Annotated in this window: 17 protein-coding genes and 1 other annotated feature; of the genes, 1 reads left to right on the top strand and 16 read right to left on the bottom strand. The window is 36.3% G+C overall.

The annotated features are described in order from the left end of the window. Positions 1–552: 552 nt before the first annotated feature. The 10 genes from ACTHOQ_RS13050 to ACTHOQ_RS13005 form a co-directional block, all read right to left on the bottom strand. Positions 553–846, bottom strand: coding sequence for a hypothetical protein (locus ACTHOQ_RS13050; RefSeq protein ID WP_440496583.1), 294 nt, complete (start codon positions 844–846; stop codon positions 553–555). Positions 847–1,443: 597 nt separating this feature from the next. Continuing rightward, on the bottom strand, positions 1,444–3,171 hold the full coding sequence (locus ACTHOQ_RS13045) for a phosphotransferase (protein WP_440496582.1): 1,728 nt from the start codon (positions 3,169–3,171) through the stop codon (positions 1,444–1,446). Between the two features lie 275 nt (positions 3,172–3,446). Continuing rightward, complete coding sequence (locus ACTHOQ_RS13040) at positions 3,447–3,776, bottom strand: hypothetical protein (RefSeq protein WP_440496581.1); 330 nt, start codon at positions 3,774–3,776, stop codon at positions 3,447–3,449. 222 nt (positions 3,777–3,998) lie between these two features. Then, a complete protein-coding gene (locus ACTHOQ_RS13035) occupies positions 3,999–4,337 on the bottom strand; it encodes a hypothetical protein (protein ID WP_440496580.1) in 339 nt (112 codons plus the stop codon). A 180-nt stretch (positions 4,338–4,517) separates the two neighbouring features. Further along, on the bottom strand, positions 4,518–4,856 hold the full coding sequence (locus ACTHOQ_RS13030) for a hypothetical protein (protein ID WP_440496579.1): 339 nt from the start codon (positions 4,854–4,856) through the stop codon (positions 4,518–4,520). A 132-nt stretch (positions 4,857–4,988) separates the two neighbouring features. Further along, positions 4,989–5,477: a YjdJ family protein gene (locus ACTHOQ_RS13025; protein ID WP_440496578.1), complete on the bottom strand. Its 489-nt coding sequence runs from the start codon at positions 5,475–5,477 to the stop codon at positions 4,989–4,991. Positions 5,478–5,611: 134 nt separating this feature from the next. Continuing rightward, the gene (gene proS / locus ACTHOQ_RS13020; protein WP_440496577.1) at positions 5,612–7,048 is read right to left on the bottom strand and encodes a proline--tRNA ligase; all 1,437 of its coding nucleotides are present in this window, start codon (positions 7,046–7,048) and stop codon (positions 5,612–5,614) included. Positions 7,049–7,108: 60 nt separating this feature from the next. After that, positions 7,109–7,326: a binding site (T-box leader), on the bottom strand. Positions 7,327–7,566: 240 nt separating this feature from the next. Then, positions 7,567–8,043 carry a GNAT family N-acetyltransferase gene (locus ACTHOQ_RS13015; protein WP_440496576.1) on the bottom strand — a complete coding sequence of 159 codons (477 nt, stop codon included), beginning with the start codon at positions 8,041–8,043 and terminating at the stop codon, positions 7,567–7,569. 274 nt (positions 8,044–8,317) lie between these two features. Then, entirely contained in the window at positions 8,318–9,298 is a 981-nt protein-coding gene (locus ACTHOQ_RS13010; RefSeq protein ID WP_440496575.1) for a phosphotransferase enzyme family protein, read from the bottom strand. A 666-nt stretch (positions 9,299–9,964) separates the two neighbouring features. After that, positions 9,965–10,111: a nucleoside/nucleotide kinase family protein gene (locus tag ACTHOQ_RS13005; RefSeq protein ID WP_440496574.1), complete on the bottom strand. Its 147-nt coding sequence runs from the start codon at positions 10,109–10,111 to the stop codon at positions 9,965–9,967. A gap of 684 nt (positions 10,112–10,795) precedes the next feature. Between ACTHOQ_RS13005 and ACTHOQ_RS13000 the strand changes: the two genes are divergently transcribed. Further along, complete coding sequence (locus ACTHOQ_RS13000) at positions 10,796–11,959, top strand: GNAT family N-acetyltransferase (protein WP_440496573.1); 1,164 nt, start codon at positions 10,796–10,798, stop codon at positions 11,957–11,959. Positions 11,960–12,230: 271 nt separating this feature from the next. On the opposite strand, the gene ACTHOQ_RS12995 is transcribed toward ACTHOQ_RS13000, so the two are convergent. The 6 genes from ACTHOQ_RS12995 to ACTHOQ_RS12970 form a co-directional block, all read right to left on the bottom strand. Beyond that, entirely contained in the window at positions 12,231–13,262 is a 1,032-nt protein-coding gene (locus tag ACTHOQ_RS12995) for a serine hydrolase domain-containing protein (RefSeq protein ID WP_440496572.1), read from the bottom strand. 407 nt (positions 13,263–13,669) lie between these two features. Continuing rightward, positions 13,670–14,233, bottom strand: coding sequence for a GNAT family N-acetyltransferase (locus tag ACTHOQ_RS12990; protein ID WP_440496571.1), 564 nt, complete (start codon positions 14,231–14,233; stop codon positions 13,670–13,672). Between the two features lie 115 nt (positions 14,234–14,348). Next, positions 14,349–14,774 (bottom strand): GNAT family N-acetyltransferase, encoded by a 426-nt coding sequence (locus ACTHOQ_RS12985; RefSeq protein ID WP_440496570.1) that lies wholly within the window; start codon positions 14,772–14,774, stop codon positions 14,349–14,351. 147 nt (positions 14,775–14,921) lie between these two features. Further along, positions 14,922–15,200, bottom strand: coding sequence for a CD3324 family protein (locus ACTHOQ_RS12980; protein WP_440496569.1), 279 nt, complete (start codon positions 15,198–15,200; stop codon positions 14,922–14,924). A 273-nt stretch (positions 15,201–15,473) separates the two neighbouring features. Continuing rightward, complete coding sequence (locus ACTHOQ_RS12975; protein ID WP_440496568.1) at positions 15,474–16,130, bottom strand: zf-HC2 domain-containing protein; 657 nt, start codon at positions 16,128–16,130, stop codon at positions 15,474–15,476. After that, positions 16,117–16,608: an RNA polymerase sigma factor gene (locus ACTHOQ_RS12970; protein ID WP_440496567.1), complete on the bottom strand. Its 492-nt coding sequence runs from the start codon at positions 16,606–16,608 to the stop codon at positions 16,117–16,119. Before ACTHOQ_RS12970 ends, ACTHOQ_RS12975 begins: the two co-directional genes overlap by 14 nt. Positions 16,609–16,777: the final 169 nt, after the last annotated feature.

Here is a 16,777-nt window from a genome sequence, read left to right as displayed (position 1 = left end):
TGGAACAATCCGTTCGGGATGTTGCCCCAAGAAAAAACTTAGGCAGAATGTGTCCGAAAATTTGACGTAGATCCACATTGTACAACTAAAGCACCAATTAATTGAAGTTGAAGATTTTACTAAAATACATTATATTAAATCTTCAATAAGTTGCATATATATCCACTTTTACCGGTCCCTTCTACATGCAGCATTTTTTATTTCAAATGATGTTTCATCCATTAGAATGATTTAAAATTTTATCTAACATTTTATAATACAGATTGAGGTGATATATGCTAGGTTTAAAAAACTGGTATTGCCTTTTGAGGAGCCATGAGGGTTCGGGTGCAGTCAGTTTGTTAACGCCTTTCCGCTCCTTATGCTCATTAGGGAAAATTGTCCTCGCTCCATGTCATTGACAAACGCCATGCATTTTCTTCTGCCCCCGTCTCACTTTCAGCCGGAGAAAAAAGAAAAGAAGGACAGTATTTGCTGACCTTCCTAATTTTCAACAATCGCACCTGATGACAGAAGAACCTTCCAAGCGCCTGCTAATTATAATTTCCCCTATTAAGTGTCTAGAGACTTTTTTGTAAATAAACCCGTAATGATGATGATAATACCGTTAACAGCAAATAAAACACTATATATTAGCATCCACATTCCCGTTCCAAATCCCCCTGGATCAAAGGGGCTTAAAATTATACCTGTAAGAAAAAGGACTAAGGGACTTAAAAGTAAGATAATTATTCCAGCCCAAATTCTTTTCTTTTTATTTTTCCCTGATATTTTGAAAGCAATAAGATTCGTTAGGCATAAAGCAATTACAATTATTAAAACCAATATTACCTCTATTTCAACCACACCTTTTTACCCTAATTTTAGCATGAGGAATTCCACAATCCAATAGCCCGTTTTTTGGACATCAGCCTTGCCTCTAATCACATAATTATTCAGTCTAACATGCCAGTACGCCATGACATTAAGCGCCCCATTTGCCACCTCGTCCGAATCCTGATTAATGTGAATCAAATCGCCGTCCTCAGCATATCCCAGCTGCAACTCCCTATGAATTTCCGATGTGCATGGATATCACAATTCAGGAGAAAAACCATTGCATATTTTAGTTTTTGCCACACCCTAGAATAATTTATCAATGTATAATCAAAATAAACTTCCTGTAAAAAACAATACGAATATTAGACTTGCCGGAAATTTGCCTGCTAAAGAAAAATTTTCCTCAAATAGGGTGTTTTTTCCAACACACTTATAATTGATCTCGAAAACCGAATAATAAAATATACTCCATGCGAAGTAGAGTATAATAACAATTTATATATAATATTTAAATCGCCTGAATAATAAAAAAGTATTCATTTAATTCAATGCTGCACTCATTTCAATCGATTCTTTTCTTAAGCTGGACAAAACTTTTTCTACACTCTAATATTATGAAAAATGCTAAGCCTTTATAAAACTGTATGCCCTTTTCCACTCAGCTTCGAAATCCAAAAGCGACTGCTGACGCCTATTTCTGTCATCATTGACAGCCTTTAATGCCACGCTGTGCAATTCGCTGCCCAGTCGCCATTTTTCGATTGACCGATCTTTTTCTCCTCCAAAGAGGGCAAATGCAGTCGCGCCCATTAAGTATACATTCGTGACTTCATCAATCGATGCACCAAGCATAAATTCCTCCGGTGACATAAAGCGTTCAGACCCCCACATTCTTCCGGTCACATTTATATAAGGCATTGTAGTATAAAAATCAATATCGCAAATAATCGTCTTTTTTGCATGAAAGTCATACAGAATGCTGCCATCATAAAAATCAATGGCTACATAGCCCTTCTTTACCACATCGATATGAAATGCCAGAATATCATTGAATACTTCCAGCTTTGTGCTGTCGGACATCTGTATAAACTTCTTTCTGGACTGTGGATACATTTTCCCCATGCATTCCGCGTCAGTCCATTCAAAAATGACAGCAAACCCTTTACCTGCTTCCTCTGCCCTCATAAATTTTATCAAATGCGGATGAGCTAACTCCTCATAAACTGCAACCGTGGCTTTCAGTCTATCTACTGCATCTTCGGTTTTTCCGGAATACTTCGCTGTCGGTGCTCCGGCAAATTTTATAAAGTACTTCCCATCGCCATTTTTTACACCGAAGCAAATATTCCCCGAGTCCTGATCATCATACACCTTGAATACTTCACCATATTTCTCCATAAACGAAAAATCAAAAGGAGCTTTTAATTTATACGGAATATTATTTATGTACTGAATATAAAAATTTGCAATATACCACGTCGGAACAGAATTATTCATACCTTCAAACCAGTTTAGAACATCTTTTGCCTGATTTTTCATAACAGTTACTTCCTGTTCTCCGAAAGGCACAGCCCAAGGTATGGACGACAGCATATTGCTGCTTATATAAAAAGCCAAAAGTGAGAAAAATTCCATAGGCGGTCTTCCGTTAAAATAACCGTTCAGCTGTCCTGTAGCAAAGTGCGGACTTGCCGCGGCACTCCACACAATACGATTAAACTCTTCCCAAGGGTCCCCATAATCGCTGCGGTTAAAATCAATTATTGTCAGCTCCCCTTGTGGTGAAATAATCATGTTGCCAACATGGTAATCGCCGTGTTGAAAGCATTGCTCCCTGCCTTCGAGGAGGTGTCTGTTCTGTTCGATATAGGCGATGATTTTATCGTCATCCTTAATTTTTATTCCGCAGTTTTCGTACATTCTGATTTTGCTGTCTGTTTTGCGGTTGAAACGTTTTCCCCATTCCTCCTGCTCATCTGGCGCAGGGATACTGTGAATCTCCCTTAGTATTTGTCCCGATTTCACCCCAAGTGCATACTGCTGGGCTTCTGTCATGTCAGGCAGCAAAATATCCGCATCTTCCCCGTCACACCATTTGAAAAGCGAATACACACTTCTGCCGTTGTCACAAACGCCAAAATCAATAGGCTCTGACACTTGCACTCCCCTTTCAGCTAAATGCTTCATTATTTCATATTCATTTTTCTTTTTTTCATACTCTGAAATATGTGCTATGCGCAGCAGCAATCTCTCATTCATCACTGTTTCAATATAGTATTTTTTGTCGCTTGACCAGCCTTTTTTTATCGCTTCTATTTTCCCGAATGTATCATAGTTTTTTATATCGAACATAGATTCCTCCCCCTTATTATTACAGATACTTTAAATAATAATAGAATACGATGTAAATATACATAACCTTCCGAATTTTCAAACCCCTTTCATCCACCGTTTACTTCCAATTATAAGGCAATCTTTATGAAAGGGGACTCCTTTGAATGAATTTCATAATTCAAAGAAGTCCCCGTAGGCTTAGCAAAACGTAATTACTGTAACAAATATTGTCTGTGCGGCCAAACTTTTGCTTCTGAATCTGCTAACAGTTTTTATCGCTAAAGCTCAAACAGCTATGCTTTTTGTTTCCTTTTAATGAATGTGTAAATATTTAAAACAACCCCTGTGATGAACATAATAATTGCATTAAACGCCAGGACTAATAGCATAAATCCTCCCGCATAACCAATTCCTTCACCTGTGTCATCTGGTTCCAAGTTTGGTTGACCATTACTAATGCCTATAGCGACAAAACTATAGGAGATCACCGGTGCTAAAAGAGCAATAATAATCGCGGATCCCCACAAAGGGAATCTCTTCTTACGATACAAAAACACCGCTGCACCATCGCATATTACGATAGACAGTATAATTGTCAATACAAAAATATCGTCAATATTCATATAATTAACACTCCCTTTAATTATAGATTAACCTAATAAAGGTATTTTTCCAATCATAGGTAATTGTGAATTATATTTGATAAGCTTCATTCGCCTTTCCATTTACATTATATTTTTGCGTTTTTAGTTTTTGAAGATCAGGCTAATTGCCGCCTATGAGATTCAAGTGACAGCATGTATAACTATCGTCGCCACTCTCCTCTGCATGAACAGTCATTAAAGCTATTCATCAATATTCGCCATATATAGTTTGTCATTAACTTGAATTGCAATAGTCTTTCCAGCACTTACATTCTTTACGTTAAATATCTTACCCGGATTTTTATATGGGTTTTGGTCTTCTGGATAAGAAACGATCTCCTGAATTTGAGTAACCTTTCCTATTTGATCTGCAACCTCGTCAGCAGTTAAAACTTCATCCGTCATTATATACGTGACGTTATCCATTTTAATTTCCGCTGGTGTAAAGTTAGTAAATATGGCTTCGCTGAAATTGCTGGAATTACAGCCTGCAAGAATAGTCGAAACAAAAATCAAAGTAATCGTTATTGCCTTTTTCAATGTACTCACCTCTTGCCTCTCGCTTTTAAAAAATTATGAAATATTGAAATCATAATTTTTTTGTATGTGAATATTAATAAGCGGCACAGTTTATAAAAATAAGTGTTTTGTTCCCCTGAATTTTCCATTTGCAATGGTTTATATAGCCTAAACAAGCTGATGATAATAAAGAATCCAAGCTTAGCTGAATGCGCCAAATACATTCATAAAGTAACCCGTATGTGCATCCATCACAACAGTGGCTTCCATTTCAGTTGACTTTATTGTCACTTCCCACTGCATTCTGTTTAATAACTCGTTACAGAATCCGCTCTTTTGCGCAAGATTTGCACTGATATTTTCTTCCGGAATTCCCTCTAGGCCATGAAAAGAAACAGACACTCCCCATTCTTCAGATGGATTTAATAAATATTTCTCCGCATTTATTAACGCTGTGTCTGAACTGATGATGGGTGATTTGTAAAAATACGAAAAACAGATGACAACAAATACAATCAATGTTATTACTGTTTTTTTCAAGTAAGCACCACCTTACATTCCATTTGTATTTATCCGTAATCTCAATACTGCCGCTCTAATATTCCATTTCAAATAAAACACCAATACGCTAAATCAATTCACTCATTCATCAAATCGAAACAAACCGCAATGTTACAATTTAATTTGCGTTACATTCGCCTTGTGCTTGAATTTTCTTAAGGAGACGAATAAAGCGACAGCTATACTAATAAGTCCGCTTCCTGAAGTGATGCACCATATAATTTTTCCGCCTCCTGTTGCTGCATTAAAAATAAAGCTACTGAACAGTATCATGATACAACCGATTAAACCCCAAAAACCGATCGCCAAATTAGGCTTAAATTTTATCAAATAATAACCAATTACGCTGAAAATGTAGAATATACTAACGATCATAATAGCAGGGAATAGCGGACTGAATTTAGCTGCATAAACGAAGTAATCTAGCTGACTAATATCATGGCCATTTGCAATTTCAATATTAAATAATTTGGAAAACGGTGTTGAATACCCCCATTCCAAAGTTTTATATGTTAGAGCACTTCCTTCATACCAAGCGATGAATGCCGATGCCACTAAAATAAAAATTCCAACGATGAGCTGTAATCCATATTTAAACAATTTTTGTCCCCCAAATAAATTCATTTTATTACCCTTTCACGAAACCGCCTTATTCAAGAACCAAGTTTACGCTCTTTTAATGCAAATTGTACAAAAGCCCAAATAATCCGCAGGGAACGTAATGCATTGGCAGATTAATAAGCACGGGCAAACCAAACCGTATGTTTTGCCTCTTTGCCACAATGAAGGCATATGTTTTTTCTTGCCGGTGGGTTAAATGGAATGTTTCGTGTTGTGAACTTTGTTTTTTCTTTTACATTTTCTTCACCAGTGTCCTCTCCACACCAACCAGCTAATATCCAGCCGGCAATTGTTCCATTTCGCTCGGATTCAGCTAGGTGTTGCTTTAGCTGCTCAATTGTATCAATATGTGTATGTGAATTCTCCGCACGGAAACCTTCTGCTTTTTTAAATAGACGCATCTGCATTACATCAAGTTCTCTTTGAATGCTTTCAACAATGGATTCTAAAGATACGGAAACCTTCTCTTCTTCATCACGCGCTTTCATTAAGGCTTGATTATTTTCTAAATCACGCGGACCAAGCTCAATACGCACAGGTACGCCTTTTAACTCCCATTCATTAAATTTATAACCTGGTGATTGATCAGAATCATCAAGACGAACGCGAACTCCTTGCGCTTTTAAAGCTGCAAAGATTTCATCTAATTTCCCGATGATTGCCTCGTTCTTTTTCCATGGGCCAACTGGAATCAAAACAACTTGGGTTGGTGCTATTTTCGGCGGTAAAACAAGACCTTGTTCATCGCCATGAACCATGATAACCGAACCGATTAAACGTGTGGACGTCCCCCATGATGTTGTATGAACATACTCGTGTTTATTTTCCTTATTTAAATATTTTATATCGAATGCTTCCGCAAATTTTGTGCCTAAGTAATGTGAAGTACCCGCTTGCACTGCTTTTCCATCCTTCATCATCGCTTCAATAGAGAATGTATCAACCGCCCCGGCAAAGCGTTCTGACGGCGTCTTTTCCCCATCATAAACTGGAATCGCAAGCAGGCCTTCTACGACTTCTTTGTAAATAGTCAGCATTTGCATCGTTTCTTTACGCGCATCTTCTTCGTCCACATGAGCTGTATGGCCCTCTTGCCATAAAAATTCAGAAGTACGGATAAAAGGCAAAGTTCTCTTTTCCCAGCGGAATACATTTGCCCATTGGTTAATTAAAACAGGGAGATCTCGATAGCTTTTAATCCAGTTTGAATACAAATGGCCAATCATTGTTTCGGAAGTTGGGCGCAGTGCTAAACGCTCTTCCAATTTTTCTCCTGCAGCTTCTGTTACCCAAGGAAGTTCTGGTGAAAATCCTTCAATATGATCCTTTTCCTTTTGGAAGAAAGATTCTGGAATTAACATCGGGAAATAGGCATTGCGATGACCGGTTTCTTTAAACCGTTTATCCATCTCTTCTTGAATATGTTCCCATAATTCATATCCATCCGGCTTAAATGCAATACAGCCACGAACAGGGGTGTAATCCATTAAATCCGCTTTTTGGATTGTATCAATATACCATTTTGAAAAATCATTTGTTTTTTGTGTCATCTTCTTGTCCTCCTAGGATAATAAAATAATTAAAAAAATAAAAAAGCATAAAGCGCCCTAAAAAAGGACGTCTTTATGCTAATTGACGTGGTACCACCTTAGTTCGACATTAATAACAACTATTATGTCCTCTAAACGTTTGTAACGAAACGACTCGGTTAGCTTTTATCTAACATCTCCGTGGCAGGGTTCAATAAGAAGAGGTGATATAGCTTCCAGCCTGGGCTATATTTTCTGTTTCACAATCCTTATTTACTTGATCACATCATTGATTAAATATTTAGAAACTAATATATCAACTTGCCTAAAATTATTCAATAGTTACTTTAAACATATGTAACAATTTAACATATTGTATTACAGCAACTATTTTTTGAAAAGTATTTTTATTTTGGCCTTAATCATGAATAAAACTATCCTTATTTCTGAAAAGCGCCTGATTCCGGGATATCAAATTATGAATCCTGCATTCTTTTTGGTGAACAAGACATATTTTTAAAAGTAGGTTTGCCAGTAAATCAAAGTTGCAATACGGTTATTGGCTCGTTGTCGCAGATTTCCCCGTTGTCTCGAAAGCCAAAACTTTCATATAGCTTTTTGGCAGCGAAGTTATCTTCCCCATATGGAATCCAGCAGTAACGTGCAGGACCAGCCGGAAAGGTACGTATAAATTTCAGGATTTCTTTCATGGCTTCCCGACCGTAGCCCTTGTTCTGGTATTGCTTGTCAATCATCAGTCGCAAGATGCAATAGCTGTCATCTGCAATTGATGGTAGTTCGTATCCGGTAATCCCGTAAGTCAGCATTACAAAACCGACTGGCTGCTCATCTGCGTAAATAGCAAATGGCAATGGGTGTCCTCCATTGGTCGCAAGAACATAACATGAAGCCATGCTTGACAAATTAGACGCAACAAAGCGGCGTTGTTCTTCTGAAACTTCCAGGTTAAATATAGCACGACGATTTTCCAATGTAATTTTTCTTAGGTTAATCATGTTGGCCGCTCCTTTCATTCCTGTATTGCCTTAATCATGAAAAAGGACACTTTCCTTATTTAGAAAGTACTTAATTTTGGAAGTTTATATTTTGAATCCCTACTTATTCCTGTTAAACTAAGCACCGTTACTTTAAGTCAATTCCGATCATTTTGCTGGTTTCTCCGCTATAATGGCAAAACCACTTGAATTATCGCTTCCTCTTGCTATGAAAATTTATTACCCTTTAACGGCAGGCAAACCAAATACCCCACTCCGAAAATCCCGAAACGCTTCATTTTTGAAACTTATTTCTTAATTTATCTGCAACACGAACCAACTTTACCTTTAATTCATCAAACCAACGTGGAGTATCATGAATTTCTCCGTAATCCAAAGATTTCAGTAATCTGGCATACTTATATAAGTTTGCATATCTTTGAAATTGCGGAAATTGATCCACGACATCATTTTCTAAAACCATTTTACTACGATAGCCATCCAAAAATGAATATATCAATAACTTTGATCGAGGATTATCATCGGCAATAAAATCATCGAGCGCAGTTACAAGATCAAGTGCATACCAGTGATAGACGGCATCATCAAAATCAATGACATTGAAATGCGGTACCTTATCCTCTTCAAAGAATAAATTATCCAATTGAAAATCATAATGAATCAAACCGAACACATCTTTGTCAATTGATAATGATTGAAGCCAATTCGTCATCTCACTCAGCTCTTGAAGTGCTAATTCTTCTCCTGGATGTTTTTTAAATACGCGTTCCATAAACTGTAAACTGTCCAGCCAACTCTTCCTTCTGGCACATAATGGCTCAAACGTTTTTGATAAACTATGAAGTGAGGCAAGTGATTTTCCCCATTCCTCCATCTGTTTTTCAGTAATTGTATCTTCATCCAAATTGATTCCGTTAGCAGCATTGAAGACAACGGCTATATACATGCCTTCTTCTGTTTTTAGTGTTTCTATCAGTTTGCTATTCACTGAGGGAATTGGACTTACCGTTGAAAACCCATTTGATTGTAAATATTGCATGAACTCTAACTCTGCTTTTATTTGTTCAATCGAATTATCCTGATCAAAACTAAGTCTTAAAAAGTATGGAATTGTATTATGTTCAAAAGCATATACAAAATTTGAACTTGCACGCCACAGTACCAATGTTCCCTCATCATATTCCCAAAATTGAAGAAGACTTTGAGCGAATGTGTCATTTGCAACTCCTCTTACCATGTTTCCTAAATTCATCATTTTTCATTTTCCCCTCATTACCTTTGAGAGGATTAAACCTTATTTAAGAAGTAATCCCTCTCATCAGCATCGTATTTTGAAGTTCCATCATTTTCAATAAGTCACCCCTTCCTTAAGTTTCGGCTATAAAAATTAATAGCCGGACAGCTTTTAATTCGACATAAAATTACAAATCCCTCTTTATAATCTCTGCCCTTATGAATGAATAAGGATTACTAACTTAGTCTTTGAAAAAAAAGAATATAAAGCATCGATCGGGAACATTCCGTATAAGAATGATATTCAATGATATGGCCATTGAATGAAGAATGAGCGCCTATCCTTACCAAAATCTGTGTTTTTTCGAAAGTGTACATGGAGATTTTCTTCTGGGCTTTCCTCCAGCCTTTGAAAAGCAATAGATATTCCCCATTCTTCATGTCAATCTAATAAAAATTCTTCATAAATTTACGCTGTGTTTCTTCTAGTTATTAGTGATAAAAAACGTAAAACAGTTTACGACAAAAACTATTGAAGCTAATAATTTTATTTCAAGTGAACACCACCCTAAAATAAAATTATTATGTTATATATTCGGTCACCGCTTCCACATAAAGGCTGATCAAATTAATGTTAATAACCTTGATCAATAATCAAAAAGAAAGAGCATGTTTTGAAAAAGTTTAGTCAAAACATGCTCTTAATGTATTTATCAGGTATTTCTGCTGCGAAGAAATCATCGCAGTGAATAATCGTTGCGCCTATAAATGAAGCGACTTCAGCTGCTAACGCCGATTTGCCGGAACCACTTCCGCCATCAAAAGACACTACCAAAGGATGATTACGCTCTTATAGGTTTTGGTTAATAGTAAGCAGGATAGATTGAACCGCTTCGTTTAAAGAGTATATTGAAAGATTGTTTTTCAAATTAGTCTCCCCCAAATCAAGGACGCATAAATAATGTCAACAGGAGATACGATTATTTTCATCAAAAAAAGTGGACACTCAAAAAGCATCCTTCCTTTAACAAGGGTTTTTGAGTTAAAAATGTAGTCCTTGAATAATTATAGATAGACAAATAAACCATCTAAAATGAGAGTAAAAATTAGCCTATTCAATTTTTAATCATTACAAGTTCTTCCATATCCCGAATCTTTATCTCCTTTCAATATCTCCAATCTATACATCTTAACAAAAAGCTTTAATTTCACAATCATAAATTTGTCGAGTTAAATACCTCTCCCCCCGTCAAATAGTGTACATACATTATATTTCCTCAACACGAATTAATAATAAATTATTTAATTCTGCCGGGAACATTTTGCGGGTTGAAGGAATTGGATAATTAATCCATAATTAGTTGAGGGCATAAATTTCAGAGCAGCTTAGATCTTAATCCTCTAATACATTTAAAGGAGTGATGATGTTTGGTTAAAAACAAAAAAATCGAGAAGCAAGTGAGAGGTTTGTGTTTATAGTTGAATAAACCTCTCATAAGCTCATGGGAGGCAAACGTATATGATGTACTCAAAAAAAATGGTTCAGGGAATTGAACTTACTAGCGAAAACTTTCATAAAGCAGCAGATCTTTTCGAAACGTTGAAGCATCATCTATCAATTAAAGGTGTCATTAAAGGCACTATAGCAGGCAGGGTTTTTCTTTCTAATGACTGCGCATCAGCATTGTTGACAAGCCCTCAAGGCATTTTTCTAGCGGGCAGTACAGAGAACAACGGATTTTTTGAAGAAGTCCATCATTTAATCAAAGAGGAACTGTTACCTGGTCTTGCCTCGAGTGGAGAGTTAGACTATGTGCTGTTTTATCCTGCAGATGAAAAATGGGATGGCGTACTAAAGATTGTAATGAAAGATCTCTTACCTATGCGAAGCGGGCGAATGACGTTCATTCATGATTTGAGCAATATAGACGTTTCGACTTGTAATAGTATTATTCCCGTAAATAGCAACTTATTGCAACGTCAAAATATAATTGGGCTAAGCGAAGTAATAAATGAAATTCTAGAGAACTGGCCTTCAATAGAAGCATATGAAGCTAACGGATTTGGTTGTGTTGCCGTACTGCATACGGATCAGGGCCCGACCATTATTAGCTGGTGCCTTACTGATTGGGTAGTTGATGATGAATGTGAAATCGGTATAGAAACAGATGAAAATTATCGGGGCAACGGTTGGGCACGAAAAACAGCATTGGGTGTACTGGAGCTCGCAAAAAAGAGCGGTATGAGAAAAGTCGGTTGGCAGTGCTGGTCAAACAACATAGCTTCTCAGCGGACAGCTCTGTCTGTTGGTTTCAAACCGTTTGCAGATTTTCCTGTTCTGTTCGGGTGGAATCATCCCCAAAACAATCTCCTTGTAAACGGAAACCATTATATGCTTGGTGATCACAAGTATGGTGTGGAGAAAGATTATGCCCGCGCGGCTTGGAGTTATGCTCAAGCACTTGATGAAGGCTGGGACTGGAACGGAGATATGGTATTATATTGGAATGCAGCCTGTATGTTTTATTTGACCGGCGAATTGGAACAAGCGAAGCATTATTACAAAAAGGCTGCTGAAAAAGGATGGAAAGATATCCATCAACCACATTATCATGAATATGTTTATAGAGAAGAGGATAGTGAACAGATCGCTCGCATCCTTTCAGAGTCACTTAACAATTAGCATGGAAAATACAGCTTTATGCACTTAGATTCTATATTCTTTATAAATATATTCCCGCCAGAACTTTTGCAGCTTTTTGCAGTTATTTGAAGTTAATTGGTCAGGTCTTTCCACTTGAAATTGTGACAGAGGTTGCTGCTGAAATTTGATTTTCAGCATGTTTCAGGGCAACCTCTTTTACTGCTTTCAATGAAATTTCCTGACTATTACTTTACCCATCTGGCCCTATACATAAGGAAAGATAATCTCCCCATTTTATAAAAGCGCCCGATTATTGCATTGTTGATTTTATCGAGCATTTATAAACAGTATCTCCAAAAGAACGAATGTCTTCAAGATAATCGTACCCATCTGGTGAACCATAACGATTGAACATTCTTACTGCCACTACTTTTTCCTCCGGTATGACGAGAAGGGCCACGTTTGTATAGCCGAGTAACTGATAGGAGCCTTTCGGAACGGTATCGCCTATTTGGTTAAAGGGCTGATTCGTGTCTTTCACAAACCATAAACATCCGTTTTTATGAATAGGTAGTGTAGGGTTAGGTGTTTGAATGGATGTTGCCATTTGAATCACTTCTCTAGGTATAATTTGTTTTCCTCCCCATTTTCCTTCTGTTAAATGAATATAGCCCCATAATGCAAGCTCTTGTGCAGATACATACATATTCATTCCAGAACCATCTACCACATCTGTCTCCGTCCAGAAAATATTATTTGCATCTCGTAAAGTATTTGCTGTTTTTAAGTGCGGCCGACTCATTTTTATCCATTCTGTCGATTGAAAGCCGAGTGGTTCAATGACTTGCTCTTTCACAATATCGGCAACAGATCGTCCCGTTGTTTTTTTAATAATTGCTGTCAGCAGCTCAATGCTGGGACCCCTATATGCCCATGATTCACCAGGTCCGTATTCGCTTATTAATTTATCATTCTCTATTTTCAATCCATGTGTGTGTGTTAGTAAGTTGCGAATAGTTACACCTTCATATGCGGATAAATGAGCATCGTCGACAAACGATCGAATCGGATCATCAATGGAAAAGAAACCATTGTATATAGCGTAAGCAGCAGCAAAACCGATATATGCCTTTCTGACTGAGGCAATGTGGAATTGCGTGTCTGCCTTCACATTTCTTGCATGCACCGTATTCGATTGCTTACCAAAATAATGTTCTGCTACGATTTTGTTGTGATGAATAATAAAGAGAGCACCACCGCTCGCCCCCAGCTTTACAGCACTTCCTTTTACATGCGTATGGACATCTTCAAACAAATTTGTATATTTTTTTTCTAAAAGCAATTGAATCACTCCCCTAAAAATAAAAAATACCCCCAATAAAATTGGAGGCACTGTGCAACTACTATAATCGTAATATATCGCGCTAATTTTAGCAATATTCTGTATTCCTATCCCCTGGAAATCATCATTCAATTCTTATAGCTAACCAGCCTTGTTCGTTTAAGTGTGATCCTTTACACTCAATTGCCTTATTTTTATTTTTCCTTTACACAACAATATGGTCCTGTCTATTAAGAAAAGTATTTTCGTTATTTCAGGGAAAGCCCCGTCTGTTACATATTGCTATTGAACAAATCGAAATGAATAGTAAAAAATGCAAATTATTTTCGAAATTAGTAAAATTTTTTTATGCAGCTTTTAAATAAAGATTGATTATTGGCAAATAGAATCTTAAACTAAAGCACCAGTTAGCTGAATCTTAATGTATCATTTTTTACAAGCGTGTAATGATAGTATAGTTGTCCTTCAATTTCCACATTCCCAATCAGATGAAAGCCACCTTTTTCTATTACTTTATTTGAAGCTACATTGCGTGGAAGAACCACCGCATTCAATTGTTTAACATCCGTGTTTTCAAATAGGTAATTTACTAATCCTTTTACTGCTTGTGTGGTGTACCCCTTATTTCTATAATGTTTGGAAATAGAGTAGGCAATTTCTCGATTTGGTTCATTTAGTTCCTTTTTAATACCAGTATTACAGAACCCAATAAATTCATCAGTTTCTTTTAAAATAATTCCCAACTTCAGCCATCTTTCGCCTATACACGGTACATTAGTTAAAAACTCTTTATTATCCGGTATCTCATAGTTTGTAACCCAATCTAATCTCTGTTCTCTAGTCGAACGCCAATCTGGTAAAAACTCATACACTTCAGGTTGCGATGTCAGTTCATAAATAGCATCCGCATCTTCTATTCTAAACTCTCTTAATAGTATCTCACCGCAGTCTATTGTAAACAGATCGTTCATATTTATTTTCCCTCCAATGCAATTACATGTTCGCTAAGTTGAATAATACTTTTCATCAATTTTTATTATAATTTATCAATTCTTATTCGAAATGATCAAACTTACTTTCAAATCCTCACGTTAAATCTTTTTTCAAGTAATAATGTTTAAAGTCCCTCCCAACATTGTCTATCCTTCCAAAAACTTGATAGCCGTTCTTTTTGTAAAAATCCAATGCTTGGAAACTCAAAGTATCTACTTTTATAAAATCACATTCTTTTTCCGCGGCGATTTTCTCCAGCTCTGTCAGTAATTTTGTCCCATAACCGGTGTTCCTTATATCCTCATCTATCATAAAAGTATGAATTTCCATCCAGTTCCAGCAGATTTCACTAAGAATCCCACCACGAACAGTGCCGTTGTCATCCTTCAGAAATAGACACACCTCTTCATATTTGCCCCTTAAATCTTTCGGGAAGTGTTTCAAATTAAACTTGTAAAGTTCATCGTTAATATACTGCTTATCTTTACTATTTAATTCTTTAATAAGATGAATTGACATTTTTCATTTCCCCCATTGTTTATTTTTAGATTTTGCCCTGTTTTTGGATTATTTCAATTATATTTTTTATGAGCATCAAAGAATACCTTATATTTGATTCTTAAAAAAATATGAGCCAACATGATATACAATCACATTGGCCCATTATTATATATTATTCTTTTTTTCCTGGCGTACGATTCTTTGAATGCTTTTTACAGATAAATAATAGCTTGTACTTAATGTAGTTACATCAATTCCCGATAAATAATCGCTGTATATTTTTTTATTCCTTGAATTCATTTCTTGTATTGCACCTGTATTAGAACCCCAACTTCTTACATTACCTTTTTTTCTTGGTATATAGATGCATTCACCATCGATATATTCCTGAATCACCTTCAATAGTTCAGGCGGTAACAATTCATTAGCCTTTTTATAGCTCATTTTCGCACTCCTAATAATTTATTTATTTTTTATTAGAAAGAGCAAAGGCTATATTTAATTAACTGCATATAGACTTTGCTACGCAGCTGAAATATATTTTCTCATAAGATATTTTCTCCTTTCGTTGTTTTCATTTATTCTTATATTACCAGATTTTTCTTAGTATTATTTTAAATACTAAGTTCTATTCTGATTCATCCATCGTTTTTTCTTTTAACCTTAGCCATACTGTGTAATTCATCAGTGTTTTTACATGCTTAAATGCGGTTTTATTTATCTCTCCCAGATCAATGTCATTTGTTGCAGAAGCTCTTCCCAAGTTTGCTCTTTTTTAATGATGACTTTTTCTAAATCAAACATTCCATAATAGATGGCATCCACATTTTGGCTATCCGGCAATGCGGATTGTTCAGAATCGATTTTATTATAAGTCCGCAAATTATTCCTTGTCGGAGAATTCGCGATTGTTTCATCGTAATATATAAGGCTAATATTTTTCATTTCCCCGCCGATTTCAACTTCTAAAGGGTGTGTCATATGTGTTCCTGCATGACTTTCTCCAAAATACTTTGAAATAAGCTGTCCATCTTCCAATTCTTCAATCGCAAATAAATCAGCATTATAAGGAATTGGCTTTGTATAATAAAATATAAAAGAAAATAGTGCACACCCTATTAAGCCAGTCGTTAAAACAGAGCCAAAAATAAGAAGCCATTTTTTTCGCTTCCACCGCTTATTAAACTGGCTGAACAAAGTTGCCTTATTTTCGATTGGTACATAAAGTTTTCCCTCCATTTGCTCATATTCATTTTTACAGCTCCCGCATGTCAGTAGGTGCTCGTTCACTAGCGATTTTGTATCATCGCTCACAACCTCATCCACATAAAGCGGCAACAAATCTTGTATAACGGAACATTTAATTTCCTTCATCTTGTTTCGCCTCCATATACGCCATTATTTTCTTTTTTGCGCGGTAATACGTCACTCTGGCCCAGCCATCACTTTTCCCAAATAGATGCCCAATTGTCCCAAAAGAAAGTTCACCAAATGTCCGGAGGGAGAATACTTCTTTATACGGTTCTTCCATTTCGTGCAAAAATCTATGAATCTTAAGCGCTCGCTCTTCATTCATCAAATGATCTACAAGCTGAATATCCTTTTTCGCCGAATTATCTTCTATTTTCATCTCGCGTCGCTGCTTTTTATACTGAGTGAAATATGTATTTTTCGCGATTGTGAAAAGCCATGCCCTTACATCTTTTTTGCCATCAAATTGATGCAATGATTTCAAAGCTTTAAAAAACGTTTCCTGCGCAATTTCTTCTGCTATATCATTGTCGGCTGCTAAAGATTTTGTATATAAGTAAACATCCCGAAAATACGCTTTATAAATTTCCTCAAAGTCCACTTTCTCCCCTCCTTCACTTAAATAACTGACAAACTAATAAAACGTTACAAGATTTGCAAAAAAAAGTATAGACAGATTCCATGTGCAGTATTGAGCAAAAAGGCCATGCAAAATAAGGCGCGCCTATATGACTATGATGATCATTCATCCGCCAAGAATGCTACCCGGT

The organism is Solibacillus silvestris, from assembly GCF_051967575.1.
Lineage (GTDB): Bacteria > Bacillota > Bacilli > Bacillales_A > Planococcaceae > Solibacillus > Solibacillus silvestris_B.
The sequence above is the reverse complement of the archived record's forward strand: the minus strand, read 5'-3'. Positions and strand labels throughout refer to the sequence as shown.